Origin of the sequence: Streptomyces sp. MH60 (assembly GCF_002939385.1) — a bacterium.
Classification (GTDB): Bacteria; Actinomycetota; Actinomycetes; order Streptomycetales; family Streptomycetaceae; genus Streptomyces.
The window spans coordinates 14257-37605 of record NZ_MULI01000028.1 but is presented as its reverse complement, the minus strand read 5'-3'; the positions used below and the strand labels follow the sequence as shown (position 1 = coordinate 37605).

The window sequence follows — 23349 nt, the reverse complement described above, 5'->3', positions numbered from 1 at the left end:
CTTTCGGCCGTCATGACACACCGCGTGTACCCCGGGTCACTCCTCGTATGCGGAACCGCCGGGAGGCTCAGCGCTCGTCCGACCGCAGGAGGCCCAGCTCCGCGTTCATCGCCGTCAGGAAGCGGACCACGACCGCGAGTTCGTCGTCGTCGAAGCGCGAGCGGGTGGCGGCGGCGGCCTCGGCCAGCGGACGGAAGTACCTCCGGGCCGCTTCCCGGGCCTCGGGTACGTAGCGCAGGTGCACGACCCGGCGGTCGGCGCTCTCCCGGACCCGGCGCACGTGACCCGCGCGCTCCAGCCGGTCCACGCAGGCCGTCACCGCGCCCGAGGTCAGCCCCAGGTGCTCGCGCAGCCGCCCCGGCGTCATGGGCTCGGACGCGTCCAGGATCGCGGCGAGCGCCTGGACGTCGGTGGCATGCAGGCCGTGGCCGCCGGCGAAACCGTGCACGAGGCGGTTGATCTCGCCGTTCATCCGCCGCAGTTGTGCGGCGAGGACGTGCAGGTCGCCCGCCTCGGGGCCGGGGCCGGTCCCCCGCTCGTGCGCGTGCTGTCCGCGCTGGTTCGCTGTCGCCACGCGATCAGCGTATAGAAGGGTCGACCTGGGCCGGGACGCGTCCGCCGCGGCACATGCGGGGGAAGGGGTCACGGTGACGACTGTCCCGCGAGCGACGGAGCCACATGAGCCAGGCAGCCGAAGGACCCGGCCGGACGAGCGGCGAGGGCGGTGGAGCGGGCCCGCGCTGCCTGGTCACCGGTGCGACGGGATATGTCGGGGGCCGGCTCGTGCCGGAACTGCTCGACGCCGGACACCGGGTGCGGTGCCTGGCCCGCTCCCCGCACAAGCTGCGCGACCATCCGTGGGCGGGAAGGGCCGAGGTGGTGCGCGGGGACGTGACCGACGCCGACTCGGTGGCACGGGCGATGCAGGGCGTCGACGTCGCCTACTACCTGGTGCACGCGCTCGGCACCGGCGGTGACTTCGAGGCGACCGACCGGCGGGCGGCACGCACCTTCGCCGAACGGGCCGCGGCGGCCGGCGTGCGGCGCATCGTCTACCTGGGCGGCCTGACCCCGTCCGGGGTGCCGGAGGGGGAACTGTCGCCGCACCTGCGCTCCCGCGCCGAGGTCGGCCGCATCCTGCTGGCCTCGGGCGTGCCCACGACCGTGCTGCGCGCGGCGGTCGTCATCGGCTCCGGGTCGGCCTCCTTCGAGATGCTGCGCTACCTCACCGAGCGGCTGCCGGTGATGGTCACGCCCAGCTGGGTCCGCACCCGCATCCAGCCGGTCGCCGTCCGGGACGTGCTGCGCGCCCTGGTCGGCAGCGCGACCATGCCGGACGAGGTCTCCCGGGCGTTCGACATCGGCGGCCCCGACGTCCTCACCTACCGGGACATGATGGTGCGCTACGCCGAGGTCGCCGAGCTGCCCAGGCGGCTGATCCTGCCGGTGCCGATGCTGTCCCCCGGGCTGTCCAGCCACTGGGTCGGGCTGGTGACGCCGGTCCCGGCGGCCATCGCGCGCCCGCTCACCGAGTCGCTGCGGCACGAGGTGGTGTGCGGCGAGAACGACATCGTCCGGTACGTCCCGCCGCCGCCGGGCTGCCCGCTCGGCTTCGACGACGCGGTGCGGCTGGCGCTGCGCCGGGTGCGCGAGGCGCGGGTCACCACCCGCTGGTCTTCCGCGTCCGTGCCGGGGGCACCCAGCGACCCGCTGCCCACCGACCCGGACTGGGCCGGCGGCAGCCTCTACACCGACCACCGCGCGCTGATCGTCGACGCGCCGCCCGAGGCGCTGTGGCGGGTGATCGAGGGCATCGGCGGCGACAACGGCTGGTACTCCTTCCCCCTGGCCTGGGCGGTACGGGGCCGGCTCGACCGGCTGGTCGGCGGGGTGGGCCTGCGCCGGGGGCGACGGGACGCCGCGCGGCTGCGGGTCGGGGACTCGCTCGACTTCTGGCGGGTGGAGGAGATCGTCCCCGGGCGGCTGCTGCGGCTGCGCGCCGAGATGCGGCTGCCGGGGCTCGCCTGGCTGGAGATGTACGCCGAGACCGACGACGCCGGGCGGACGCGGTACCGGCAGCGGGCGCTGTTCCATCCGCACGGGCTGGCGGGCCAGGCGTACTGGTGGAGCGTGTGGCCCTTCCACGCCGTGGTCTTCGGCGGCATGGCCCGCAACATCGCCCGCGCCGCCGCCCGCGCCCCCCGGCCGTGCGACCAGGGGCGCGACGGCCCGGGCTGCTGAAACCGTGCGGCGGGCCGACCGTCAGGCGCGGGGGCGGTCCGGGCGGGATGTGTGGTCCGGGTGGTTCCGGGTCCGGCGGACCTCCTTCAGCTCCGCCTCGTACAGGTGGCGGCGGCCCGCGGCCAGGCGCGCCACCGCCTCCCGCTCCAGGTCCCGGAACGGCTGGTAGTACGTCCGGTCGTAGGCGTCGACGATCTGGAACGTCCAGTGGCCGGGGATGACGTTGCGGCCCAGGATCTCGGTGCGCACGCGCTCCGCCAGCTCCGGGTGCCCCCCGGCACGCAGCAGCTCGACCGCGCGGTCGAGTTCGAAGTCCGCCGCACCGGTGTGCTGGTGGAAGGCGAACAGGTGGCCCCGGGCGCACTCGGTGGTCTCCAGCGCCTTGGACAGGGACCCGAGGGCCTCGACCGTCTCGTCGCTGACGCCCTCGGGGCGGCGGTGCGAGTCGTCGTCATCCATGGCGTGCCAGGGGGTCGTGGCCCCAGTTCATGAGCGAGTGCCGCCACCGGGTGTCCTCCACGTCGCCCGACGGGCGCTGGGCCAGGTGCCGGCGGACGTAGCCGACGACCTTGCGCATGTGCTCGTAGTCGTCGTCCGAGAGGTCGCCCTTGTTCTTGTGCAGGATCTCGACGATCCGGCGGCCGGACGCGTGCCCGACGGACTCGCCCCCGTCCTGGTGGTGCCCGGCGTCCCGCGACTCGTCGGTGTCGAGCCACCGGTCCAGTTCGGCCGGTGTCATGTTCACCAGGTCGTGGAAGGCGTCCCGGGTCTCGTCCTGCTCGTCGCCGTCCATGACGCCTCACTTCCTCACTTCTTCTTCAGCTTCTTCAGCGCGGACGGCTTGTGCACCGCCGGCCTGCCCGACTTGTCGCTGCGCACCTGGTACTGCGGGTCCTCCGAGGAGGCGTCCACGGTGCGGCCGGCCGCCTCGGTGCGCTTGGTGATCTTCTTCTCCACCTCGCCCTCGGTGCGGGAGCCGTGGCTGCTCCAGCTGACCCTGTCGCCCTTCCTCAGGCGCTCGCCGTCGTCGCGGTTCTCGGCCATCGCGGTACTCCTTCGCCTGCGCGCCGCCTTCGGCTTCCTGGACGGTCAGGGTGCCCAGCCGGGGGCGCCCCACTCGGGCAAAGGGGTGATCCGCCGCCGAACTATCCTGGTCGCGGCCCCGGCGGCGCCGTCCTGGCCCGCCGTCGTCCTCGTCACCGCCGTCGTTCCAGGAGCAGCCCGTTGAACACCAGCACAGCGTCCCCGGACAGCTACTACGAGCGCGTCGACGAGCACCGCTACAAGCCGACCCCGCACGCGGGAGGCGCGTGGAGCCCGGACGAACAGCACTTCAGCCCGCTCGGGGGTCTCATCGTCCACGCCGTCGACCGCCATCTGGCGGGCCGTGCCGGTGCGGGGATGTCGCTGAGCCGGATCAGCTTCGACATCCTGGGCCGCCCGGCGCTGGACGAGTGCGAGATACGGGTGGAGACCGTCCGGCCCGGACGCACCATCGAGCTGGTCGAGGCGACCGTGCTGACAGCGGACCGGTCGGTGGCGCGGGCCAGGGCGTGGCTGCTGGCGGACGGGGACACCGGCGCCGTCGCCGGTGGCGGTGCCGACCGGCTCACCGGACCGGACACGCTCGCCCGCTGGCCGATGGACTCCGAGTGGCCCGGCGGGTACATCGCCTCCCTGGACGTACGTCCGCTCGCCCCGCCCCGGCCGGGTCGCACCACCGCCTGGATCTCCACCGGCCTCGACCTGGTCGCCGGGGAGAGCGCGAGCCCGCTGGCCTCGTACGTCGCGCTGGTCGACACGGCCAACGGCATCGCGGTGCGGCAGTCGCCGCGGGAGTGGATGTTCCCGAACGTGGATCTGACCCTGCACCTGCACCGCGCGCCGCGGGGCCGCTGGACCGGCCTGGACACCACCGTCGTCTTCGGGCCCACCGGTCAGGGCGTCACCAGCACCGTGCTGCACGATCTGGACGGCCCCGTGGGCCACGCCCAGCAGCTGCTGACCGTCCGTCCGCAGCCCTGAGCGGCGGCCCTGCCGGACCCGCCGGGCGCGTCAGCCCCGGCCCGCGGGCGGGTCGGCGAGGATGCCCTCCAGCAGCCCGGTGGCCTGGCCGACCTCGATCAGGTAGCCGTCGGGGTCGCGCAGGTAGCACCGCAGCTCGGCCTTGCGGTCGATCGGCGGGGTGAGGAACTCGGCGCCGAGCGCGGTCCACTCGCGGTGGCAGCGCTCGATGTCGGCCACCCGGATGTTGAGGAAGCTCGTCGCCGTCCCGGGGTCGTCCGGCGGACGCAGGGTGACGTCGGGTTTGTCCGGCGTCGGTCCCCCGCCCGGATTCATGATGATCCAGCTGTTCGCGAGCTTGACGATGCACGGGTTCTCGGCGAGCACGACCTCGCCGCCGAGCACCTCGGAGTAGAAGGCACGCGAGCGCGGCACGTCGGCCACGGTGAGGAAGTGGGTGAGCAGCAGCCCCGACTCCGGGGCCGGCAGGTCTTCACGGCGCATTCCTGGACCCCACGTTCCTGTGGCGGGCGGTGCGGATCTCCCCCTCGTGTCCATCATGGACCGGGCCCGCCGGTCCGGAAAGACGATCAAGAAGGGGTGAGGACCAGACGCCCCCGCACGTCCCCGGCCTCCAGTCTGCGGTGGGCCTCGGCCGTCATCGACAGCGGCAGCCGGTCGGCGACGCGCGGACGCCACGGGGTGTCCGTGAGGACGTCCACGACGCCCCGGGCCGCCTCGGCGAGGTCGGCGGTCGTGGCGTTGCTGATGGCGAAGCCCACGATGCTCGCGTCCCTGGTGTAGAGCCGGCTCACGGGCAGGGCGGCGGGGCCGGTGCCGAGGCCCACCATCGCCACGAGCCGTCCGCCCCGGGCCAGCGACTCCACGGCGTCGGCGAGCACCCCGTGGCCGGAGGTGTCCAGGTGCACGTCGTAGCCGTCGGGGGCGGCCCGGCGCACGCGCGCGTCGAGGCCGGGGGCGCGGTGGTCGAGGACCTCGGCGGCGCCCAGGCCCCGCACCTCCTCGGCGTCCTCCGCACGCGCCGTGGCGATCACCCGGGCCCCGGCCCGGGCGGCCAGGGCGACGGCGGCGCCGCCCACGTTCCCGGCGCCGCCCCCGACGTAGACGGTCTCCCCCGCCCGCAGCCGCCCGTGCCGGAACAGCGCGAGCCAGGCGGAGGCGGCCGGGTGGGCGGCCGCCACGAGGTGTTCCGCGTCGATGCCGGGCGGCGCCGCGTAGAGGCGTTCGGCGGCGACCGTCGCGTACTGGGCGAAGGAACCCTGCCGGCCCGCGTGGCCCAGGCTGTTGCACCACACCCGCTGCCCGGCCGTGAAACCCGCGGCGCCCGGCCCGGCCACGGCGACCTCGCCCACCAGGTCGCGGCCGACGACGAAGGGCAGCGGCAGCGGTGTGGCGTACGCGCCGGACCGTACGAAGGTGTCCACGGGGTCGGCGGCGACGGCCGTCACCCGCACGAGCACGTCCGTGGGGCCCACGGGCGGCACGGGGAGTTCCCCGTGGCGGATGGCGCCGGCCGGTCCGACGGCGTCGATGTACGCCGCCCGCATCGTGTCGGGGACTGAGCCGTTCATGATCCCATGCTACGAACCGCCCGACGGCGACGCAGCGGAGCGCCGCCGCCCCGCCGGCTCGTCGGCTCGCGTTCGCCGTCCACCGGCACGGTGGTCGCGCAGCCGGCGACCGCGCCGGGTGAGTCCCCAGGGCTTGAGGACCGAGAGCAGGGTCATGAAGACGTAGGCGGACAGGGAGACCACCGGCCCGAAGAGCACGTCCCCCGCGTCGGGCAGCGGCCCTCCGGCGGCCACGGCGGCGACCGCCGAGTTCACCCCGGGGCGCAGCGCGAAGAACGTGGCGACGGTGGTGCCCAGGGTCAGCCAGAACTTCGTGTACACCCACCGGTGCCGGGCCAGGCCCCACGGTGTGCCCAGGGCCAGCACCAGACCGCTCGCCAGGGTGAGCAGGGCGAGGGGGAGCAGCAGCCAGTCGGCGAACAGCTTCATGCACCGGACGGCGGCCTCCACCGCCACCGGGGAGGCGCCGGTGGCCGCGGTGACGCCGAGCGCCAGCAGCCCGACGGTGAGCCCGAGCCAGGCGGCGGAGGCGACGACGTGGACGACGAGGGAGGCCCTGCGTGCGGGGCGGCTGAGTTTCACCCCGCCCACGCTGCCGGTCGGCGGCCGCCGAGGCGTCCCGCGGCGGGAGTAACCGCCCGTACTGAGCCGGGCGTACGCGCCGGGGGTCGCCATGACCCGATCGGAGCAGCTCCCGGACGTCCGCGCTGCGCGGGGAACGGGGGCGCCCTAGCCTGAGCGTGTCTTCGAGGAAACGCCGCTAGGAGTCCCCATGCGTCTGCCCGTCGAGCTCAGGCATGTCGCCCCGCGACTGGCCACCGGGGCTTTCATTCTCAACTCCGGCCTCGCCAAGCGCGGAGCCGACGAGCAGGCCGCCGCCATGATGCACGGAATGGCGAAGAACACCTATCCGTTCCTCGGCAGACTGCGGCCCTCGACATTCGTCCGGCTGCTCTCCGCCGGTGAGATCGCGCTCGGCACGGCGCTGCTCCTGCCGGTCGTACCGACGGCTCTGGCGGGCATCGGCCTGACCGCGTTCTCGGCGGGACTGGTGGGACTTTATCTGCGCACCCCGGGAATGCGCGAGGAGGGCAGCCTGCGCCCGACGCAGGAGGGAACGGCCCTGGCGAAGGACACCTGGATGCTCGGCATCGGGGTCGGATTCGTCGTGGACGGAGCCACCAGCAGGTCGCGTTGACCGCACCGGGCCGGCCGGCGCCCCGGCCGCCGGGGTAACGGCGAGTTGCCGGGGAATTAACGGCGGACCACGGAATCCGTAATACTGTCCAATTCCGGTCCGAGATCGCCGAATTGAGGGCGTGACAGTACCGGTTCGGACTTCAACATCACTATGCTGAAACCGCTTCGCCGAGTTCGGCGCGGCGGCTGCCGACGTACCCGGGGAGGGGTGCCGACGGCGGCCTTTGGGGGGTGCGGAGAAATTCGGGGGTGACGCCGTCATGTCTGGGTGCCCTTTCCCCGCGGGATTCTCGTCCCGCCGCCCCGGTATCCGTATGACGAAAGCCGAGGAATTACCGTGCGACGTACGACCTCCGTCCTGCTGTCCCTGAGCGCCCTGCTCGCGGCGTCCGCGCTGACCGTTCCCACCGCCGTCGCCGCCCCGCGCGCCGACGGGCCCGCCGCCGCTCCGGCCGGCTGGGAGGCGGTGGACGCGACCGCCCTGGCGCGGATCACCGGGGAGAAGGACGCCCGGCGGGCCCCGCTCGCCGCCGGGGACACCGCCGCCGCGGCCGCGGAGCCCGAGCTGCTGGCCGTGCAGTCGGCCCGCAACGACCGTTTCGTGGCCACCGAGAAGAACTACGCCGAGCCGAACACCGGTCTCCAGCGGGCCCGTTCGACCGAGTTCGGCGGCTCCTGGGAGAGCTACGCCTTCGAGTGGGACGAGGCCACCGGGACCTACGCGCTGCGCTCCCTGGCCAACAACCGCTACGTGGCGGTGGAGAAGAACTACACCGGCAGCGCGCAGAACGTCCTGCGCGCCCGTTCCACCAGCGTGGGCGGCTGGGAGCGGTTCGTCCTCTACTACAACGAGACCCTGGACCGCTGGGCGCTGCAGTCCACGCTCAACGGGCTCTTCGTCGCCATGGAGAACGGCTACACCGGTTCGCTCCAGTACGCGCTGCGCGCCCGCTCCACCGAGGTGACGGGCTCGTGGGAGGAGTTCGCGCTCTACGACATCGGCGCCTGACACCAGTCCTGCTCGGCGAGGGCCATCATCGCCTCGATGGTGTCCTCGCCGGGCAGGGGTCCGTGGTCCCCGACGACCTTCAGCGCGGACGCGGCCGTGAGGTGACCCAGCCGCAGGGCCCTGGTGAGATCCCTGCCGCCGCACAGTCCGGCGAGGAACCCGGCGGCGAAGGCGTCGCCCGCGCCGACCGGCTCCACGACCTCGGTGGCCAGAGCGGGCACGGTGCACACGCCGTGCCCGGTGAACGCGGTGGCACCTCGCCCGCCGTCCTTGACGACGAGGACGCGCGGGCGGCTCAGCAGCCGGCGGACGTCCGTCGCGCGCAGGTCGGCGCCCCACAGACCCTGGGCCTCGTCCAGTCCGACGAAGACGATGTCGGCGCGGTCGGCCAGCTCCCGCAGCACCGTGGCGGCCGTGTCCGGGGGCCACAGTGCGGGGCGGTGGTTGACGTCGAAGCTGACGGCGTGGGCGCGTCGCTCCGGCGGGGTGTGCAGGGCCCGTTCCACCAGGGCGCGGCAGGACGGGGACAGGGCGGGCGTCACCCCGGTCAGGTGGACCAGGGCGGCCCCGCCGATCCGGGCGTCGTCCAGCAGACCGGGGCCGAGGGCCGAGGCCGCCGAGCCGGTGCGGTAGTAGTGCACGCGGGTCCCCGTGGCGCCCGGGTCCTTCAGGAGCAGGCCGGTCGGCCGCGTCGGGTCGGTACGCACGCCCGAGACGTCCACGCCCGCCCGCGCGACGACCGAGCGCACCCTCCGGCCGAGCGCGTCGTCACCGACCGCGGAGAGCCAGGAGACGGGCACGCCCAGGTCCGCGAGGTACATGGCCACGTTCGACTCCGCGCCCGCCACCGAGAGGCACAGGGACCCGGTGTCGTCCAGTGAGTGCGACGGAGCCGGGGCCATGGCCGCCATGGTCTCCCCCAGGCACACCACCGGTCCCCGCGGCGGCCGCCAGGGGCTCGGGTCCGGATCGGCGTCGGTGTTCTCGCGCCCGGGTGCGGCGGTGTCGCCGTCCCTGTCCGGCACGGGCCGTGCGCCGGTCACGGCCGGGCCTCCCGCACGGCGGCGCGGAAGGCGCGGGCGCGGGCACGGAGACCGTCCAGGCTGCCTCCGTCGGCGGCGTCGCCGATCAGCGGGGAACCGACCCCGACCGCGGTGGCGCCGGCCGCGAGGTGAGCGCGGGCCGCCGCCTCGTCGACGCCGCCGACGGGCACGAGGGCCTCGTGCGGGAAGGGTCCGCGCAGGGCCTTCACGTAGGCCGGTCCGCCCGCCTGGGCCGCCGGGAAGATCTTCAGCGCGGTGGCGCCGAGGGAGCGCGCCGTGATGACGTCGGTGGGTGTCATGACGCCGGCCAGGACGGGCATGCCCCTCTCCCGGGCCGCCGTGACGCCCTCCCCCAGCCCCGGGGTGACCGCGAAGCCGGCGCCGGCGCGGTGGGCGGCCACGGCGTCGTCGGCGGTGAGCACCGTGCCGGCGCCCAGCGGGCGGTCGGGCCCGAGGGCCGCTCTGGCGCGCTCGATGACCAGGAGGGCGTCCCTGCCGGTCAGCGACACCTCGATGAGCTCCACGCCTTCCTCGGCCAGCGTCAGCACGGTGCGCAGCGCGGCGTCGGCGTCGCCGCCGCGCACGATGGCGACGAGGCGGTGGGCTTCCAGGGCGGCTCGCAGATCCACAGGCGGGTCTCCTACTTCGGGCATCAGGGGTCATAGGCGTCGGCCCGCACACGGCGGCACCCGGCGGCCAGGGTAGAACGCCGCCGCGCCTCGCCGGAGGCCGGGCGGTGCGGGAGGCGGTGCGACGGCTGTCCGCATCCCGTCGACAGGCGTCACCCAGGACATCCAAGTTGCGTGTTTTGCCCCATTTCTGATGGTGACCCGGACGGAGGACATCCACGTGCGACGAGGTGAGAGACATGCTGGTGCTGGGCCTCCTGCTCATGGCGGGCGCCGCCGCCTTCGCGGGCCTGCTGATCGCGTACAACCTGTCCGGCGGTCCGGACTACACCGTGACGCTGCTGGGGAGCGAGCCATTCACGATCAGTACGCTCGGGGCGTTTCTCGGCGGCATCGCCCTGACCCTGATCTTCGGCCTGGGCATGTGGATGCTCATGGCCGGGACGGTACTGGCGCGCCACCGCGGCAAGAAGCGCCGCACGGAGCGGGAGACCGCCAGGCGGGCCACCGCCGAGCGTGACGCGATGGCCGGCCGCCTGGAGGGTCCGGGCGGCAGCACGGACACCGCGGACGAGCCGGCCGGACACCGCCGCCCCGCCGCCCATCGGCCGCAGTGGCTGCGGCCGCACGGCCACCACTGACCACCGCGAAACCAGAACACGGCCGACCGGGCCGGCTCACCGCCGGGCCGGTCGGCCGTGCGACCACGTGGTCTCAGCGCGAGGCCCGGCCTATGTGGCGGTCCTGCCCCGCGCCGTGCCCGGCGACCGCGGTGGCGATCCCGAGGACGGCCAGGACGGTGAGCGGCAGGGTCCAACTGCGGGTGGTGTCGTGCAGGATGCCGAGGAGAAGGGGCCCGGCCGCCGCCACGAGGTAGCCGATGGACTGTGCCATGCCGGCCAGCGCGGCGGCTTCGCCGGAGCTGCCCGCGCGCTGGCTCTGGAAGCTCAGCGCGAGGACGAGGCACGCGCCGCCGCCGAGTCCGAGCAGGGTGCACGCCGGGACGGCCAGCGCGGGGGCGGCGACCAGTACGGTGAACCCGGCCGCCACCAGGACCGAGGCCCCGGCCGCGATCCAGCGCTGGTCGTGCCGGCCCCGGGTGAGCAGGGGCAGGAGACTGCTGGCGGCCAGCGACACCACCTGGTAGTAGAACAGCATCCATCCGGCCGTGGTGCTGCTCGTGCCGCGGTCGATCAGGATGCTGGGCAGCCACGCGACGGCGGTGTAGAAGGCCAGGGACTGCAGGCCCATGAAGAAGGTGACCTGCCAGGCGACCCGCGACCGCCAGGGCACGGGGCTGTGGGTTCCGCCGGTCGACGCCTGCGGCTTGTCACCGCGCATCCGGGGCAGCCAGGCGAGGAACGCCGCGACGGTGAAGGCGACGCCCCAGGCCAGCGCGGTGTGCCAGGAGCCCGGCACGCTGTGGGCCAGCGGCGCGGAGATTCCGGAGGAGACCGCGGCCATGAGGCCCATGACCGTCACGTAGAGAGCACTGACGCCCTGGATGCGGTGCGCGGGCACATTGCGTCTGATCAGGGCGGGCAGCAGCACGTTGCCGAAGGCGATGGCCGCGGAGAGGATCACCGTTCCGGCGAAGAGGCAGATCACCGAGGGGAGGGAGCGGACCACCGTGCCGACGGCCAGCACACCGAGCGCCGCCACCAGCAGGCGGGCGCTGCCCCACCGGTGGGAGGCCCGGGCCACCAGGGGCGAGGTCGCGGCGAACGTCAGCAGCGGGAGGGTACTCAGCAGCCCTCCCCAGCTCGACGTCAGGCCGCTGCCGCGCTCGATCTCCGGCAGCAGCGCGCCGACACCGGTGAGCGTGGTGCGCAGGTTGGCCGCCACCAGGCAGATGGCGATGACGAGCCCGACCGACACGGTGGGCCCGGCGGTGCCGGCGCGGTCGGCGACCGGTGACCCGGAGGCGGAGCGCTGACGGGATGCCGAAGGCGACTGCGGACTCACTGTTCCTCCACCGCTCGTGACGCGTCGTTCTCCTGGTCGCGGGTGAGCCGGACGATCGCGGCCGCCGCGGTACGGGCGCCGCCCGCGTCCCGGGCCTCGATCGCGTCGACGAGCCGCCGGTGCAGGCGGGCGTGGTCCTCGGCGAGGGCGGCGTCCCAGGGCAGACCGCCCAGGGACGACGTGAGTGCCGTACCGAGGTGGTCGTACACCTCCATCAGCAGGTCGTTCCCGCTCGCCCGGACCACGGCCCGGTGGAACAGCGCGTCGACGCTCGTGGCCGCGGCCGTGTCCTCACCCGCGTTGGCCGCGTCGGCGTCGGCGACCAGCTCCCGCAGCTGCCGCAGCTGCTCCTCGCTCCGGCGCAGGGCCGCGGCTCCGGAGGCGTACTCCTCCAGAACGGTCCGCAGCTCCAGCACCTTGTCCCGCTGCACGGAACTCGCCCGCCGCACCATGACCGACTGGAGCTCGCTGGAGGAACGGACGTAGGTGCCGTCCCCCGCCCGGGGTTCCAGCAGCCCCAGGTGCACCAGGGCACCGATCGCCTCCCGCAGCGTGCTGCGTCCGACTCCGAGTTCCTCCATGAGGACCTGCTCCGGCGGGATCCGCGTCCCCACCGGCCAGCCCCCCGCCTCGATGTGGGCTCGGAGACTGTCCACGAGCTGGGCGGACAGGCTGGCCGCCCGCCGCGGTGCACTGATGCGTTTCATGACCGCATCCTACACAAACATCAGACGTTTGAACATCACACTCCGTGAAGCGCCACTCCTCGCCTCCGGCACCACCCGCCCTGCCGCGCAGGTCAGCACGGAGCCGGGGCCGGGCGGGAGGTGCACGGTCATGATCAGACGGCAGGTTCCGGTGCCCGCGCCGCGGTAGGTGTGGGAGGCGCCGCCGTCGAAGGTGGCGGTCCCTCCGGCCTCGACGGCGGTGCTTCGGGAAGGAGTCCGGCCCGGGGTGTCAGGCCCGCACCGTCTCCGGCTCCGGCCGTGCGCCCTTCCGGCGGACACCCTCGCCCAGTTCCTCCGTCGGCACCGTATGGGTCTCGCGGGCCGAGAACGCGGCGATCACCGGCGGTACGCACAGCGCCGCCGTGAAGAGCGCCACCGCGAACCAGTCGTCGCCGTCCGGGCCGCAAGCCCGTCGACCTGTGGCAGCGGGGCGACGCCCGCGTACTGGTCAACACCGGTCCCGCCGAGCGCCGCGACGGCACCCGGCTGGCCGCCATCGGCCTCGAGTCCCCCGACCCCGCCGGCGCGGCCCGCCGCGCCGAGACCCTGCTCGCCCCGGTACTGCCACGCCGCCGCGCCCACGGCGACGCCCTGTTGGAGGCGGTCGCGGCACCCGACGGCACGGAGCTGTTCTTCTGCGCCACCGAGCGCCCCGGACTGCCCGACTGGCGCGCGGACTTCGAGAACGTCGGGGGCGCCGGTCCCGACGCCGAAAACGACGGTGGCCTGCGCATCGACCACCTCTCCCTGACCCAGCCCTGGCACCAGTTCGACGAGGCGGCTCTCTTCCACCGAGCCGTCCTCGGGCTGCGCTCCCAGGGGAGCGTGGACGTCGCCGACCCCTACGGGCTGCTGCGCAGTCGCGCCGTCTCCACCGACGACGGCGCCGTCCGGATCGTCCTGGCCGTCGGCGCGGCCCCCGTCGACGACACGGCGCACGCCCAGCACATCGCGCTGGCCACCGACGACGTGGTCGCCGCCGCACGCGACCACCGTGCCGCCGGTGGAGAGCTGCTGCCGATCCCGGCCAACTACTACGACGACCTCGCGGCACGCCACGAGTTCGCCGACGGCGAGCTGGAGACGTACCGGGAGCTGGGCATCCTCTACGACCGCGACGCGCACGGCACCTTCCGGCACTGCTACACGCTCACCGTCGGCCGGGTCTTCTTCGAAGTCGTCCAGCGCGACGGCGGCTACCGCGGCTACGGCGCGGCCAACGCCCCCGTGCGGCTGGCCGCGCAGCACACGGTGCGCGGGTTCACCGGGGGCTGATGCGGCTCGTCGCGCCGCATCGGGCGAGGGCGCGGTGGGAAGCCGGTGTGGCTCGAGAAGCCGGCCGAGTCGCCTCCAGCCACCATCGCCCAGGTCGGTCATGCGGTTCCGCTACGGAGCGCGGGTGCCCGCCGCGCTGGGGACCGCCCCCGTCTTCGGGGTGGGGTCTCCGGGACCCGGGGTGCGCCGGGCCAGCCACCAGTACAGCAGCGCGGGCACCACCAGCCCCACGATCCACGACACGTCCGCCCCACCCAGCGGCGCCACCAGCGGACCGGTGTAGAAGCCGGTCACCAGGAACGGCAGTTGCGCCAGCAGACCCACCGCGTACACCGTCAGCGCGTCCCAGCGCCAGGCCCCGTACCGGCCGCTCGCGTCGAACAGTGCCGGGATGTCGTAGTGCTCCTTGGAGATCAGGTAGTAGTCGACCAGGTTGATCGCCGACCACGGGGTGAAGAAGGTCAGCAGGAAGAGCAGAAAGTCCTTGAACGAGGTGAGGAAGCTGTCCTTGCCGGCCAGCGCGACCACCGTCCCCGCCACCATGATCAGCGCGATGTACGCCGTCCGTCCCCGCCGCGAGAGCACCTGCCGTTCCCGGAAGCCGGTGACGCCGGTGACGAGCGACATGAAGCCGCCGTAGGTGTTGAGGACGTTGACGGTCAGTTTGCCGAGCGCGATCACGAAGTAGAGGAACGACGCCATCAGGCCCGTGCCGCCCAGCCCCACCACATAGCCCACCTGGCTGTCCAGGAACGCCTCGCCCGCCGTCGCCGCGGCCAGCACCCCGAACGCCATCGACCACTGCGAACCGAGCGCCGAGCCTGACAGCGTCCACCAGAACGTCGCCCGCGTGGACGTCGTGCGCGGCAGGTAGCGGGAATAGTCCGCCACGTACGGGCCGAACGCCAGCTGCCAGGAGGCCGACAGCGATATCGCCAGCAGGAACATCGGCGGCGAGAAGTGTGCGTCACCGAGCAGCGCGCCGAGGTCGGCGCGGTCCAGCAGCCGGACGCCCAGGTAGACGAAGGCGAGGGCGCAGACGACGCTCGCGATGCGGCCCAGGGCGTGGATGATCCGGTAGCCGACGGTCGCCATGACGCCGGTGACCAGTGCGAAGGCGATGATGCCGGTGGTGTCGTCGGTGTGCGTCAGCTCGCCGACCGCCTGCCCGGCCAGCACCGTGCCGCTGGCGAAGAAGCCGACGTACATGACCACCACGAGCAGCAGCGGTACGACCGCGCCGCGCACCCCGAACTGGGCCCGGGACTGGATCATCTGCGGCAGGCCCAGCTTCGGACCCTGCGCGGAGTGCAGGGCCATGACCGTGCCACCGAGCAGGTTGCCCAGCAGCAGCCCGGCCAGCGACCAGACGACGTCCCCGCCGAAGACTACCGCCAGGGCGCCCGTGACGACGGCCGTGATGTGCAGGTTGGCGCCCAGCCACAGGGTGAACTGGGAAAAGGCGCTGCCGTGCCGTTCGTCATCGGGGACGACGTCGATCGAGCGCAACTCGACGAGTTGGGTCATGGGGAGCCTCTTGTCCGGCGGTGTTCGGCGGTGTTCGGCCACTTGCTGTATGGGAGTATGCGGAGACAAGACGACTGAATAGGATGCGTGAATAGGTTGTCAATGCCTTACCGCTGATCCGCTTCTTCTCGCCTCGGACCACCGTCCCGGCGCTCGCCGTGCCCACACACGCCAGGGCCGCCCATTGCGACATTCCCAGGTGTTCGTTGAGGACCAGCACTCCCGCGAGACCCGCGCTCGCCGGCTCAAGGCTGGCCAGCACGCCCACCGTTCTCGTCGGCAGTCGCCGCAGCGACGCCAACTCCAGCGAGTACGGGAGCACGGCCGAGAGCACCGCCACCACAGTCCCGGCCAGCAGCACTTGGGGGGCTAGCAGGTGCGTCCCTTGCTCCATCACCCCCAGCGGCACCGTCAGCACTGCCGCCCAGGCCAAAGCCAGGGCCAGGGAGTCTCCTCCGGTACTCCTGGCCCCCACTGTCTTGCTCAGCAGCAGGTAGGCGGCCATAGAGACTCCTGAGGCCAGGGCGAGAAGCACGCCGCCGAGCGGGAAGTGCGCGCCGTGCGGAGCGTAAAAGAGCCACACGCCGCCTCCGGCCAGGACGGCGCAGCCCGCGTCGCGGGGGCGGCGGGAGGTGAACAGCGCGAGGGTGATCGGCCCGAGGAGTTGCAGCGCGCTGGCCAGTCCCAGAGGCAGGAGGGTCAACGCGGGATAGACCAAGTTCATCCCCGCGATGGCTGTGCCGAAGCCGAGTATCAGTCCCGTGTCCGTACGGCTGCGCGGCAGCGAAGGGCGGTACAGAAGCAGCAGGAGCATCGCGGCCAGCCCGAGACGCAGGGCCACGACTCCCGGCGCGCCGACCGTACCGGAAAGTTGTTTGCCGATGGCCTGCCCGAACTGGATGCTCAGCACGCTCCCCAGCATCAGAGCGGGAGCGGGAAGTTTCGTCATGGTTCCAGGCTTGACGCTGCAATCATCCGCGTCCAGCAGATGTTTATGGAGGTAATCGTTTAGGTTGGCCTACATGATTGACCACCGGCTGCACGTTCTGCGGACACTCGCCGAGCACGGAACAGTGACCGCCGCCGCGGCCGCCCTGCACCTGACCCCCTCGGCCGTCTCCCAGCAGCTGCGCCTGCTGGCCCGTGATCTGGAGGTGGAACTGCTGCGACCAGAGGGACGGCGAGTGCGGCTCACGCCGGCCGCACACATCGTGCTCCGGCACGCCGACATCTTGCGGATGCAGTGGGAGGAGGCCCAGGCGGAACTCGCTCAACAGAGCGTGGCTCTCCGGGGAACGCTGCGCTTGTGCGGGGTGTCCTCCGCGCTGGCCGCGTTCGCAGCCCCAGCCGTCGCCGAACTGCGCAAGACGCACCCGCTGGTGGAGCCACTGATCAACGAGGAGGAGAGCGCTGAGTGCTACCGGCTGTTGCTCGCCGACGAGGCGGACGTGGCCCTGGTGCTCCCCGGCCCGGACGCGCCACCCGTCACCGACGCCCGCCTCGAACAAGCACCGTTGACGACCGACCGCCAGGACCTCTTGGTCGCCGAAGGCCACCGGCTCGCCCGGCCCGGAGGGGCCCGCCTCGCAGAAGCGGCCGATCAAGCCTGGATCGTGAAGAAGAACAAGAACGACACCTACCCGCTGGTGATAGCGGCATGTGCGGCTGCCGGCTTCACCCCCCGCATCGTCCACCAGGTCAAAGAGTGGTACGCAGTCTCCGCACTCGTCGCGGAAGGGCTCGGCGTCTGCCTCATGCCAAGGGCCGTGCCACTGCCCCAGCACGCAGTTACCCGGGTCCCCCTGGTAGGTGAACCGGCTCCGGTGCGGCAGTTGCTGACCGCCGTCCGACGCGGCAGCACTGGCCATCCCCTCGTCAAGGCCGGACTGGAGGCGCTGCGCAACACGGCCTCTGCTATGAGGCAGACGCCGAACAGCCGTCCGGCCCGGAGCGACCTCTGAGGCGGACAAGGCCGCTTCGGTGTCCGTGGCACCAGCGAAGAGAGCTTTGACCTGTGCGAAGTGCCTCTGCTGGACGACAGGGATCGGCCAGCGCGGTTCCACTCAACGGACTCTGCCACGAGGCTTCAGCGGGACGGCCGGCAGCTCGGGGGCGGCCAGCGGACCCCCGTCGTACCCCTTGACCTCCCCGAACCGCGTCCCTTCCATCCAGTCCCGGCGGGCCTGTACGATCTCGTCCTGCGACCGTCCGATCCAGTTCCAGAACATGATCAGCTCCTCCTCGAACGGCTCGCCGCCCAGGAGCATCAGGCCCGCGTCCGAGTCGGCGCGCAGGGGCAACTCGTCGCGTCCGCAGCCGAGGTAGAGCATCGAGCCCGGCACCAGGGGCACGCCGTCGACGTGGGCCTCGCCGCTCATGGCCAGGACGGCGTACTCGAAGTCCCGTTCCAGCGGCAGGCGTACGTCCGTGCCGCCGGTGAGGGTCAAGTCGGCGCCGACGAGGGGCGTGTACGTGGTGCCGGGCGAGGTGGCGGTGTCGAGGGTGCCGAGGAGCACGGTGGCCGACAGGCCCGGGGCCGTGACCCGGGGCAGCTCCGCGTGGAACTCGAAGCGGGGGTCGGTGTGGCGGTGGGCGTCCGGGAGGGCCACCCACAGCTGCGCGCCGTGCAGGAGGCGGGCGTGCGGCCGCGGGCTCTCCTCCGAGTGGCTGATCGCGCGGCCGGAGGTCATCAGGCCCAGCTGGCGCGGGCGGATGGTCTGCAGGCTGCCGGTGGAGTCGCGGTGCAGCACCTCGCCCTCGTGCAGCCAGCTCACCGTCTGCAGGCCCATGTGGGGGTGCGGCGGCACCTGCATGCCGGGCTCGTCGGCGATGTCGTCGGGGCCGTAGTGGTCGACGAAGCACCAGGCGCCGACCATCCGCCGGCCCAGGTTGGGCAGCAGTCGGCGGACCTCGGTGGACTCGCCCAGCTTGACGTGGCGAGGGCTGAGAAGTTCCCGTACGGGCTCCGTCACCACGAAGCCGCGGCCGCCGCAGAGACTGGGTACGGCCTCGCGATCAAGGTTGCTCATGCCGCCCAACCTAGACCCGGCGGGCCCTTCGCGTCAGACGGACCGCGGGCCGTCACCGTGGCGGGGGACGGCACCGCCACGCACGCCTCCACCAGTAGTGGAATGTTCAACCGTGTGCCGTGGTTGCAGGGGCCGAAGGAGGTCTCAGTGGACATGACGTACTACGACCACGGAACGCCGGCGGAGCGCTGGGAGCGGGCGCGGATGTTCTTCGACGCCAAGGACTACGCCGCCGCGGCACGCGTCCTGGACGGACTGGTCGCGGAGGTGCCCGAGCAGACCGGCCCGCGGCTGCTGCTGGCGCGTTCCTACTACCACTCGGCCCAGCTGCGGCGGGCGGAGGCCGAGCTGCGGAACGTCGTCGAGCGCGATCCCGTCGAGCAGTACGCCCGGCTGATGCTGGGCCGCACCCTGGAACGGCAGGGGCGGCAGGAGGAGGCCGACGCCCAGCTGCGGATCGCCTCGGCCCTCGCGGGCGACTTCGCCGAACTGTGAACGCGAACTCTCAGCGCGCGAACTCTGAGCGCTGCCCCTGAGCGCGAGCTCCGTGCGTGGCATCCTGGCGCGATGGGAACCGCGATGGGAACTCCGAGTGATCGTGCCCCGCTTGCCGAGCGGGTCGAGGAACTGCTCGCCGTCGGCGGCCCGTTGCCGATCGTCGCGGCCGGGGACCCGGTGCTGCGGCGCGCGGCCGAGCCGTACGACGGGCAGTTGGCGCCCGCGCTCTTCGAGCGGTTCGTCGAGGCGCTGCGGCTGACCATGCACGCGGCGCCGGGCGTCGGGCTGGCCGCGCCGCAGGTCGGGGTGGGGCTGAGGGTCGCGGTGATCGAGGACCCGGCGCCGGTGCCTGAGGAGGTGCGGGTGGCGCGGGGGCGGGTGCCGCAGCCGTTCCGGGTGCTGGTCAACCCCTCGTACGAACCGGTGGGCGCCGGGCGGGCCGCGTTCTTCGAGGGCTGTCTGAGCGTGCCGGGCTGGCAGGCGGTGGTGGCGCGCCCCGCCGAGGTGCGGCTGCGGGGGCGGGACGAGCACGGGCGGGCGGTGGACGAGGTGTTCGCGGGCTGGCCGGCCCGGATCGTGCAGCACGAGACCGATCACCTCGACGGCACCCTCTACCTGGACCGGGCCGAGCCGCGCTCGCTGGCCTCGAACGCCGCGATGGCGGACCTCTGGTCCCAGCCGACGCCGGAGCGGGCGGCGTCGGCGCTGGGCTTCGAGCTGCCGGACCCGGCGGCCTGACCGGCCCGCCGGGTCCGCTTTTTCGCGTGCGGTGACCCGTCAGTTGTCCCGGTACGCCTCCAGCAGCCTCAGCCACACCTCGCTGATCGTCGGGTAGGACGGCACCGCGTGCCACAGCCGGCTGATCGGCACCCGGCCGGCGACCGCGACGGTCGCGGAGTGGATCAACTCGCCGACGCCGGGGCCGACGAAGGTGACGCCGCGGACGATCTCGTCCTCCAGGTCGACCACCATGCGGGCGCGGCCCCGGTAGCCGTCGCCGTACAGGCTGGACCCCGCCACCGCGATGGGGACGTCGACGGCGCGCACGCGGTGTCCCGCCTGCTCGGCCTCGGCCAGGGTCAGGCCGGCGGACGCGGCCTCGGGGTCGGAGAAGACCACCTGGGGAACGGCGTGGTGGTCGGCGGTCGCGGCGTGCGCGCCCCAGGGGTCGGACTCCAGGATCGGCACCCCGGAGGCGCGGGCGGCGATGGCGGCGCCCGCGATGCGTGCCTGGTACTTGCCCTGGTGGGTGAGGAGGGCACGGTGGTTGACGTCGCCAACGGCGTAGAGCCAGTCGTGGCCCTCCACCCGGAGGCTATCGTCGACCGGCAGCCAGGAGCCCGGCCTGAGGCCGACGGTCTCCAGGCCGAGGTCGCCGGTGCGGGGCGTGCGGCCGGTGGCGAAGAGGATCTCGTCGGCCTCCAGGCGGTCGCCGGTGTCGGTGACGGCGACGACGGTGCCGTTCTCGCGGGTGACGGACTCGACGGAGACGCCGGTGCGGATGTCCACGCCGGCCTCGGTGAGCGCCTCGGCGACCAGTTCCCCGGCGAACGGCTCCATCCGCGCGAGCAGGCCGCCGTCGCCGCGCACCAGCATCGTGACCCGGGAGCCGAGGGCCTGCCAGGCGGTGGCCATCTCGACGGCGACGACTCCGCCGCCGACGACGATGAGGCGGCCGGGCGCGCTCTTGGCGCTGGTGGCCTCGCGGCTGGTCCAGGGGCGCACCTCGGCGAGTCCGGGCAGTGGGGGCAGGGCGGCGGCGCTGCCGGTGCAGACGGCGACGGCGTGCCGGGCGGTCAGGGTCCGGCGGCTGCCGTCGGGGCCGGCCACCTCCACGGTGCGCGGTCCGGTGAGCCGTCCCTGTCCGCGGTACAGGTCGGTGCCGATGCCCTCGACCCACTGGACCTGGCCGTCGTCCTTCCAGTGCGAGGTGAACTCGTCGCGGCGGGCGAGGACGGCCTGCGCGTCGAGGGGGTCCTGGACCCCCTGCGCGAGCCCGGGCAGGCGGCGGGCGTCCGCGCGGGCGAGGACCGGGCGCAGCAGGGCCTTGCTGGGCATGCACGCCCAGTAGGAGCACTCGCCGCCGACCAGTTCGCTCTCCACGATCGCGGTGGACAGCCCGGCCGCGCGGGTGCGGTCGGCGACGTTCTCTCCGACGGGGCCCGCGCCGATCACCACGACGTCGTACATGAGGGAATCCGATTGCGTCATGGGGTCAGTCTGGTGGGTGGTGTGCGCCCTGGCCACATGGGTACGTGCGCGGAATACCCACCAGGTCGGCAGTGTTGTGCCGACGGCTTCTCCCCCGAAACCAGGAAGAGGGATCACCTCATGACCAGCACCGTGGAACTCACCAAGGAGAACTTCGACCAGACGGTCACGGACAACGAGTTCGTACTGATCGACTTCTGGGCGGAGTGGTGCGGTCCGTGCAAGCAGTTCGGGCCGGTCTACGAGAAGGCCGCGGAGGCCAATCCGGACCTGGTGTTCGGCAAGGTGGACACCGAGGCGCAGCCGGAGCTGGCGCAGGCCTTCGGCATCCAGTCGATTCCGACGCTGATGATCGTGCGGGACCAGGTGGCGGTGTTCGCGCAGCCGGGCGCGCTGCCGGAGGCGGCTCTCACCGACGTGATCGGCCAGGCCCGGAACCTGGACATGGACGAGGTCCGCAAGGCGGTCGCCGAGCAGCAGGCGCAGGCCGGGCAGAGCGGCCAGGAAGGCCAGTAGCGGGCGGTCCGGCCGCCGGTCAGCTCGATTCCCGGTGCACCACCGTCGCGCCCAGTACCTTGTGGCGCTCGGGCGCGGCGCCCGGGTCGTGCACCGCCCGGTCGACGAGTGCGGCCAGGTCGCGGCCGGCGGGCAGCTCCAGGTGGACGGTGCTCAGCCGGGGCCGCAGCAGCCGGCCCAGCATCAGGTCGTCGGCGCCGATCACGGCGGCGTCGCCGGGGATGTCGAGGCCCTCGTCCTGGAGGGCCCGCATCAGCAGCATCGCGTACTCGTCGTTGTACGCGAACACCGCGTCGAGTCCCAGGGGACGCCAGCGCGCCGCGAGGCGGGCGGCGTCCCTCTCGTCGTAGGCGAGAGGCAGCTCGGTGACGGTGGCGTCGGTGCCGGACACGGCCTCGCGGGCGCCCGCGAGGCGCGGTGCCGAGAAGACGTCCAGGCCGCGTTCGGCGGGCACGACCACGCCGATGCCGCGGCGGCCGCGGTCGTACAGGTGGCGGGTCGCGCCGCGGCCGACGCCCTCCTGGTCGGTGAGCAGGGCGTGCGCCCCCTCGACGGCCTCGGGACCGAGGGTGAGGACCGCCCGGGCGCCGGAGCGTTTGAGGATCTCCACGCCCCGCGGGCCCAGGTCGGCGCCGGGCACCAGGACGGCGACCGGGCGCAGCTCGGCCCAGGCGCGGGCGGCCTCGTCGCCGTGGACGCCGACGGTGCCGTGCTGCACGACGGTGTAGTCGAGGCGGCCGAGCGCCCACTGGAGTTCGGCGAGGAAGCGGCTGTAGAGCGGGCCGGCGGGGAAGGACGGCGCCGGCATCAGGACCATGCGGCTGTGTCCGGCGCGCAGGGAGCGGGCCGCGGCGTGCGGGACGTAGCCGAGTTCCCGGGCGGCCTCGCGGACGCGGCGGCGGGTGGGTTCGCTGATCCGTACGGCGCCGGTGTTGTTGAGGACGTAGGAGACGGTCGCGCGCGAGACGCCGGCCAGGCGGGCCACGTCGGCACTCGTGGGCACGGAGCGCGCTGCGGAGGGCTCGGGGGGCGGCGGATTCGGTATCTGCACCATGACGTACGGCATCCTGGCAGAAGCCGGACGCGGGACGGCGGGCGGGGCAACGTCGTCCGCGACGGACGGAGTTCAGTCCGACGGGGCGGTGGCCGGGGTCTGGGTCCCCGGGGCCGGGGTGTCGGTGCGGGTGACCCGTGCGACCAGGTCGAGCCAGCCCGCCCGTACGCGTTCGGCGGGCAGCCCGCACTGCTGGGTGAGGTGGTGGATCAGGGCGGCGTCGAGGTAGGCCATCAGGGTGTGCGAGAGGAGTTCGCTGTCGGCGTCCGGCACGGCCTCGCGCAGCAGCAGTGCCACGTGGTGGCGCAGGAAACGGCGCGGCGGGAAGGTGTGGCGGCGCTCCGCGCTGGGCTCCCCGGCCAGGAGCAGGTCGAGTTCGTCGATGGAGCGGCGCAGCAGCGCGCAGCCGAAGGCCCGCAGCCGCTCGACCGGCGGGGCGCCGGGACCCAGCGGCGGCGGACCGCTCAGGAGCGCGGCCTGGAACTTCCGCTCGGAGTGGTCGAGCAGCGCCGCGAGCAGCCCGGTGCGGTCGCCGAAGCGGCGGAAGACCGTGCCCTTGCCCACGCACGCCGCGGCGGCCACCGCCTCCATGGTGAGGGCGCCCGCGCCGTGCTCGGCGACCAGCCGCTCGGCGGCCTCCAGGAGCCGGGCGCGGTTGCGCGCGGCGTCGGCCCGCAGGCAGGGCTCGTCCTCGTCGGTCCCGGTGCCGAGTTGCAGCAGCTCGGGCGGACCGGCGTTCTCCTGGGGCTGCGGGAAGTGCGGCGGGGCGGCGGACATGAAGCCAGCGTAAAGCATCGGGAAGAAAACTGGACCGCGGTCCGTTTGGGA

General features: G+C 73.4%; 26 protein-coding genes and 3 pseudogenes. 10 read left to right on the top strand and 19 right to left on the bottom strand.

All coding sequences use genetic code 11. The annotated features are described in order from the left end of the window. Positions 1-67 precede the first annotated feature (67 nt). Positions 68-574 carry a MarR family winged helix-turn-helix transcriptional regulator gene (locus tag BZZ08_RS19085; protein ID WP_104633460.1) on the bottom strand — a complete coding sequence of 169 codons (507 nt, stop codon included), beginning with the start codon at positions 572-574 and terminating at the stop codon, positions 68-70. Between the two features lie 104 nt (positions 575-678). On the opposite strand from BZZ08_RS19085, the gene BZZ08_RS19080 reads away from it, so the two are divergent. Next, a complete protein-coding gene (locus BZZ08_RS19080) occupies positions 679-2241 on the top strand; it encodes an SDR family oxidoreductase (RefSeq protein WP_104633459.1) in 1563 nt (520 codons plus the stop codon). Positions 2242-2262: 21 nt separating this feature from the next. Here BZZ08_RS19080 and BZZ08_RS19075 read toward each other — a convergent pair whose 3' ends face one another. Genes BZZ08_RS19075 through BZZ08_RS19065 form a run of 3 tightly spaced genes read right to left on the bottom strand, consistent with a single transcriptional unit; the run spans position 2263 to position 3285 of the window. Further along, complete coding sequence (locus BZZ08_RS19075; protein WP_104633458.1) at positions 2263-2700, bottom strand: hypothetical protein; 438 nt, start codon at positions 2698-2700, stop codon at positions 2263-2265. Continuing rightward, a complete protein-coding gene (locus BZZ08_RS19070; protein WP_104633457.1) occupies positions 2693-3034 on the bottom strand; it encodes a DUF3140 domain-containing protein in 342 nt (113 codons plus the stop codon). Before BZZ08_RS19070 ends, BZZ08_RS19075 begins: the two co-directional genes overlap by 8 nt. A gap of 14 nt (positions 3035-3048) precedes the next feature. Next, positions 3049-3285: a DUF2945 domain-containing protein gene (locus tag BZZ08_RS19065; protein WP_104633456.1), complete on the bottom strand. Its 237-nt coding sequence runs from the start codon at positions 3283-3285 to the stop codon at positions 3049-3051. A 180-nt stretch (positions 3286-3465) separates the two neighbouring features. Here BZZ08_RS19065 and BZZ08_RS19060 point away from each other — a divergent pair, with 180 nt between their 5' ends. Further along, positions 3466-4266 carry a thioesterase family protein gene (locus BZZ08_RS19060; protein ID WP_104633455.1) on the top strand — a complete coding sequence of 267 codons (801 nt, stop codon included), beginning with the start codon at positions 3466-3468 and terminating at the stop codon, positions 4264-4266. A gap of 30 nt (positions 4267-4296) precedes the next feature. Here BZZ08_RS19060 and BZZ08_RS19055 read toward each other — a convergent pair whose 3' ends face one another. The 3 genes from BZZ08_RS19055 to BZZ08_RS19045 all read right to left on the bottom strand — a co-directional run bounded on the left by BZZ08_RS19055 (position 4297) and on the right by BZZ08_RS19045 (position 6419). Next, the gene (locus BZZ08_RS19055; RefSeq protein ID WP_198601569.1) at positions 4297-4749 is read right to left on the bottom strand and encodes a VOC family protein; all 453 of its coding nucleotides are present in this window, start codon (positions 4747-4749) and stop codon (positions 4297-4299) included. Positions 4750-4835: 86 nt separating this feature from the next. Beyond that, positions 4836-5837: an NADPH:quinone reductase gene (locus BZZ08_RS19050; RefSeq protein WP_104633454.1), complete on the bottom strand. Its 1002-nt coding sequence runs from the start codon at positions 5835-5837 to the stop codon at positions 4836-4838. Positions 5838-5846: 9 nt separating this feature from the next. Next, the gene (locus BZZ08_RS19045; protein WP_104633502.1) at positions 5847-6419 is read right to left on the bottom strand and encodes a DUF2269 domain-containing protein; all 573 of its coding nucleotides are present in this window, start codon (positions 6417-6419) and stop codon (positions 5847-5849) included. A gap of 190 nt (positions 6420-6609) precedes the next feature. Between BZZ08_RS19045 and BZZ08_RS19040 the strand changes: the two genes are divergently transcribed. After that, positions 6610-7035 carry a hypothetical protein gene (locus BZZ08_RS19040; protein WP_104633453.1) on the top strand — a complete coding sequence of 142 codons (426 nt, stop codon included), beginning with the start codon at positions 6610-6612 and terminating at the stop codon, positions 7033-7035. Between the two features lie 339 nt (positions 7036-7374). Continuing rightward, positions 7375-8046, top strand: a complete 672-nt coding sequence (locus tag BZZ08_RS19035) for a fascin domain-containing protein (RefSeq protein WP_104633452.1) — start codon at positions 7375-7377, stop codon at positions 8044-8046. Here BZZ08_RS19035 and BZZ08_RS19030 read toward each other — a convergent pair. Continuing rightward, on the bottom strand, positions 8028-9089 hold the full coding sequence (locus tag BZZ08_RS19030) for a sugar kinase (RefSeq protein WP_104633451.1): 1062 nt from the start codon (positions 9087-9089) through the stop codon (positions 8028-8030). The genes BZZ08_RS19035 and BZZ08_RS19030 overlap by 19 nt on opposite strands. Beyond that, positions 9086-9718 (bottom strand): bifunctional 4-hydroxy-2-oxoglutarate aldolase/2-dehydro-3-deoxy-phosphogluconate aldolase, encoded by a 633-nt coding sequence (locus tag BZZ08_RS19025; RefSeq protein WP_104633450.1) that lies wholly within the window; start codon positions 9716-9718, stop codon positions 9086-9088. Before BZZ08_RS19025 ends, BZZ08_RS19030 begins: the two co-directional genes overlap by 4 nt. A gap of 239 nt (positions 9719-9957) precedes the next feature. Between BZZ08_RS19025 and BZZ08_RS19020 the strand changes: the two genes are divergently transcribed. After that, a complete protein-coding gene (locus tag BZZ08_RS19020; protein WP_104633449.1) occupies positions 9958-10359 on the top strand; it encodes a hypothetical protein in 402 nt (133 codons plus the stop codon). Between the two features lie 73 nt (positions 10360-10432). Here the strand turns inward: BZZ08_RS19020 and BZZ08_RS19015 are convergent, their stop codons facing one another. The 4 genes and pseudogenes from BZZ08_RS19015 to BZZ08_RS19000 form a co-directional block, all read right to left on the bottom strand. Continuing rightward, on the bottom strand, positions 10433-11683 hold the full coding sequence (locus tag BZZ08_RS19015) for a CynX/NimT family MFS transporter (RefSeq protein ID WP_104633448.1): 1251 nt from the start codon (positions 11681-11683) through the stop codon (positions 10433-10435). Then, positions 11680-12390 carry a FadR/GntR family transcriptional regulator gene (locus BZZ08_RS19010; protein WP_104633447.1) on the bottom strand — a complete coding sequence of 237 codons (711 nt, stop codon included), beginning with the start codon at positions 12388-12390 and terminating at the stop codon, positions 11680-11682. The genes BZZ08_RS19015 and BZZ08_RS19010 overlap by 4 nt, the downstream gene beginning before the upstream one ends. A gap of 99 nt (positions 12391-12489) precedes the next feature. Next, a pseudogene (locus tag BZZ08_RS39580) lies at positions 12490-12606 on the bottom strand (XRE family transcriptional regulator); the annotation flags it as partial. A 34-nt stretch (positions 12607-12640) separates the two neighbouring features. Further along, a pseudogene (locus tag BZZ08_RS19000) lies at positions 12641-12814 on the bottom strand (MFS transporter); the annotation flags it as partial. Between BZZ08_RS19000 and BZZ08_RS18995 the strand changes: the two are divergent. Then, positions 12790-13686 (top strand): annotated as a pseudogene (locus BZZ08_RS18995) (VOC family protein); the annotation flags it as partial. The pseudogenes BZZ08_RS19000 and BZZ08_RS18995 overlap by 25 nt on opposite strands. A 111-nt stretch (positions 13687-13797) precedes the next feature. Here the strand turns inward: BZZ08_RS18995 and BZZ08_RS18990 are convergent. Together BZZ08_RS18990 and BZZ08_RS18985 are read right to left on the bottom strand one after the other, a co-directional pair. Next, positions 13798-15213: a purine-cytosine permease family protein gene (locus BZZ08_RS18990; RefSeq protein ID WP_104633446.1), complete on the bottom strand. Its 1416-nt coding sequence runs from the start codon at positions 15211-15213 to the stop codon at positions 13798-13800. After that, positions 15167-16162, bottom strand: coding sequence for an EamA family transporter (locus BZZ08_RS18985; protein ID WP_241965511.1), 996 nt, complete (start codon positions 16160-16162; stop codon positions 15167-15169). The genes BZZ08_RS18990 and BZZ08_RS18985 overlap by 47 nt, the downstream gene beginning before the upstream one ends. A 73-nt stretch (positions 16163-16235) precedes the next feature. Between BZZ08_RS18985 and BZZ08_RS18980 the strand changes: the two genes are divergently transcribed. Further along, positions 16236-17174 (top strand): LysR family transcriptional regulator, encoded by a 939-nt coding sequence (locus BZZ08_RS18980; protein ID WP_104633501.1) that lies wholly within the window; start codon positions 16236-16238, stop codon positions 17172-17174. A 102-nt stretch (positions 17175-17276) separates the two neighbouring features. Here BZZ08_RS18980 and BZZ08_RS18975 read toward each other — a convergent pair whose 3' ends face one another. Further along, positions 17277-18242, bottom strand: coding sequence for a pirin family protein (locus tag BZZ08_RS18975; protein ID WP_104633444.1), 966 nt, complete (start codon positions 18240-18242; stop codon positions 17277-17279). Between the two features lie 147 nt (positions 18243-18389). Here BZZ08_RS18975 and BZZ08_RS18970 point away from each other — a divergent pair, with 147 nt between their 5' ends. Further along, on the top strand, positions 18390-18737 hold the full coding sequence (locus BZZ08_RS18970; protein ID WP_104633443.1) for a tetratricopeptide repeat protein: 348 nt from the start codon (positions 18390-18392) through the stop codon (positions 18735-18737). An 84-nt stretch (positions 18738-18821) separates the two neighbouring features. Beyond that, positions 18822-19478 (top strand): peptide deformylase, encoded by a 657-nt coding sequence (locus BZZ08_RS18965; protein WP_104633442.1) that lies wholly within the window; start codon positions 18822-18824, stop codon positions 19476-19478. A gap of 39 nt (positions 19479-19517) precedes the next feature. On the opposite strand, the gene BZZ08_RS18960 is transcribed toward BZZ08_RS18965, so the two are convergent. Beyond that, the gene (locus BZZ08_RS18960) at positions 19518-20951 is read right to left on the bottom strand and encodes a dihydrolipoyl dehydrogenase family protein (protein WP_104633441.1); all 1434 of its coding nucleotides are present in this window, start codon (positions 20949-20951) and stop codon (positions 19518-19520) included. 120 nt (positions 20952-21071) lie between these two features. On the opposite strand from BZZ08_RS18960, the gene trxA reads away from it, so the two are divergent. Beyond that, positions 21072-21467, top strand: a complete 396-nt coding sequence (gene trxA, locus BZZ08_RS18955; protein ID WP_104633440.1) for a thioredoxin — start codon at positions 21072-21074, stop codon at positions 21465-21467. 19 nt (positions 21468-21486) lie between these two features. Here the strand turns inward: trxA and BZZ08_RS18950 are convergent, their stop codons facing one another. Both BZZ08_RS18950 and BZZ08_RS18945 read right to left on the bottom strand, forming a co-directional pair. Continuing rightward, entirely contained in the window at positions 21487-22521 is a 1035-nt protein-coding gene (locus BZZ08_RS18950) for a LacI family DNA-binding transcriptional regulator (RefSeq protein WP_104633439.1), read from the bottom strand. Positions 22522-22593: 72 nt separating this feature from the next. Beyond that, complete coding sequence (locus tag BZZ08_RS18945; protein WP_104633500.1) at positions 22594-23298, bottom strand: TetR/AcrR family transcriptional regulator; 705 nt, start codon at positions 23296-23298, stop codon at positions 22594-22596. Positions 23299-23349: the final 51 nt, after the last annotated feature.

Bases quoted from the DNA above. Each gene is read 5' to 3' on its own strand.
- BZZ08_RS19080 (WP_104633459.1), top strand. From the start codon at position 679: ATGAGCCAGGCAGCCGAAGGACCCGGCCGGACGAGCGGCGAGGGCGGT.
- BZZ08_RS19075 (WP_104633458.1), bottom strand. From the start codon at position 2,700: ATGGATGACGACGACTCGCACCGCCGCCCCGAGGGCGTCAGCGACGAG.
- BZZ08_RS19070 (WP_104633457.1), bottom strand. From the start codon at position 3,034: ATGGACGGCGACGAGCAGGACGAGACCCGGGACGCCTTCCACGACCTG.
- BZZ08_RS19065 (WP_104633456.1), bottom strand. From the start codon at position 3,285: ATGGCCGAGAACCGCGACGACGGCGAGCGCCTGAGGAAGGGCGACAGG.
- BZZ08_RS19055 (WP_198601569.1), bottom strand. From the start codon at position 4,749: ATGCGCCGTGAAGACCTGCCGGCCCCGGAGTCGGGGCTGCTGCTCACC.
- BZZ08_RS19050 (WP_104633454.1), bottom strand. From the start codon at position 5,837: ATGAACGGCTCAGTCCCCGACACGATGCGGGCGGCGTACATCGACGCC.
- BZZ08_RS19040 (WP_104633453.1), top strand. From the start codon at position 6,610: ATGCGTCTGCCCGTCGAGCTCAGGCATGTCGCCCCGCGACTGGCCACC.
- BZZ08_RS19020 (WP_104633449.1), top strand. From the start codon at position 9,958: ATGCTGGTGCTGGGCCTCCTGCTCATGGCGGGCGCCGCCGCCTTCGCG.
- BZZ08_RS19010 (WP_104633447.1), bottom strand. From the start codon at position 12,390: ATGAAACGCATCAGTGCACCGCGGCGGGCGGCCAGCCTGTCCGCCCAG.
- BZZ08_RS18990 (WP_104633446.1), bottom strand. From the start codon at position 15,213: ATGACCCAACTCGTCGAGTTGCGCTCGATCGACGTCGTCCCCGATGAC.
- BZZ08_RS18985 (WP_241965511.1), bottom strand. From the start codon at position 16,162: ATGACGAAACTTCCCGCTCCCGCTCTGATGCTGGGGAGCGTGCTGAGC.
- BZZ08_RS18980 (WP_104633501.1), top strand. From the start codon at position 16,236: ATGATTGACCACCGGCTGCACGTTCTGCGGACACTCGCCGAGCACGGA.
- BZZ08_RS18975 (WP_104633444.1), bottom strand. From the start codon at position 18,242: ATGAGCAACCTTGATCGCGAGGCCGTACCCAGTCTCTGCGGCGGCCGC.
- BZZ08_RS18965 (WP_104633442.1), top strand. From the start codon at position 18,822: ATGGGAACTCCGAGTGATCGTGCCCCGCTTGCCGAGCGGGTCGAGGAA.
- BZZ08_RS18960 (WP_104633441.1), bottom strand. From the start codon at position 20,951: ATGACGCAATCGGATTCCCTCATGTACGACGTCGTGGTGATCGGCGCG.
- trxA (WP_104633440.1), top strand. From the start codon at position 21,072: ATGACCAGCACCGTGGAACTCACCAAGGAGAACTTCGACCAGACGGTC.
- BZZ08_RS18950 (WP_104633439.1), bottom strand. From the start codon at position 22,521: ATGGTGCAGATACCGAATCCGCCGCCCCCCGAGCCCTCCGCAGCGCGC.
- BZZ08_RS18945 (WP_104633500.1), bottom strand. From the start codon at position 23,298: ATGTCCGCCGCCCCGCCGCACTTCCCGCAGCCCCAGGAGAACGCCGGT.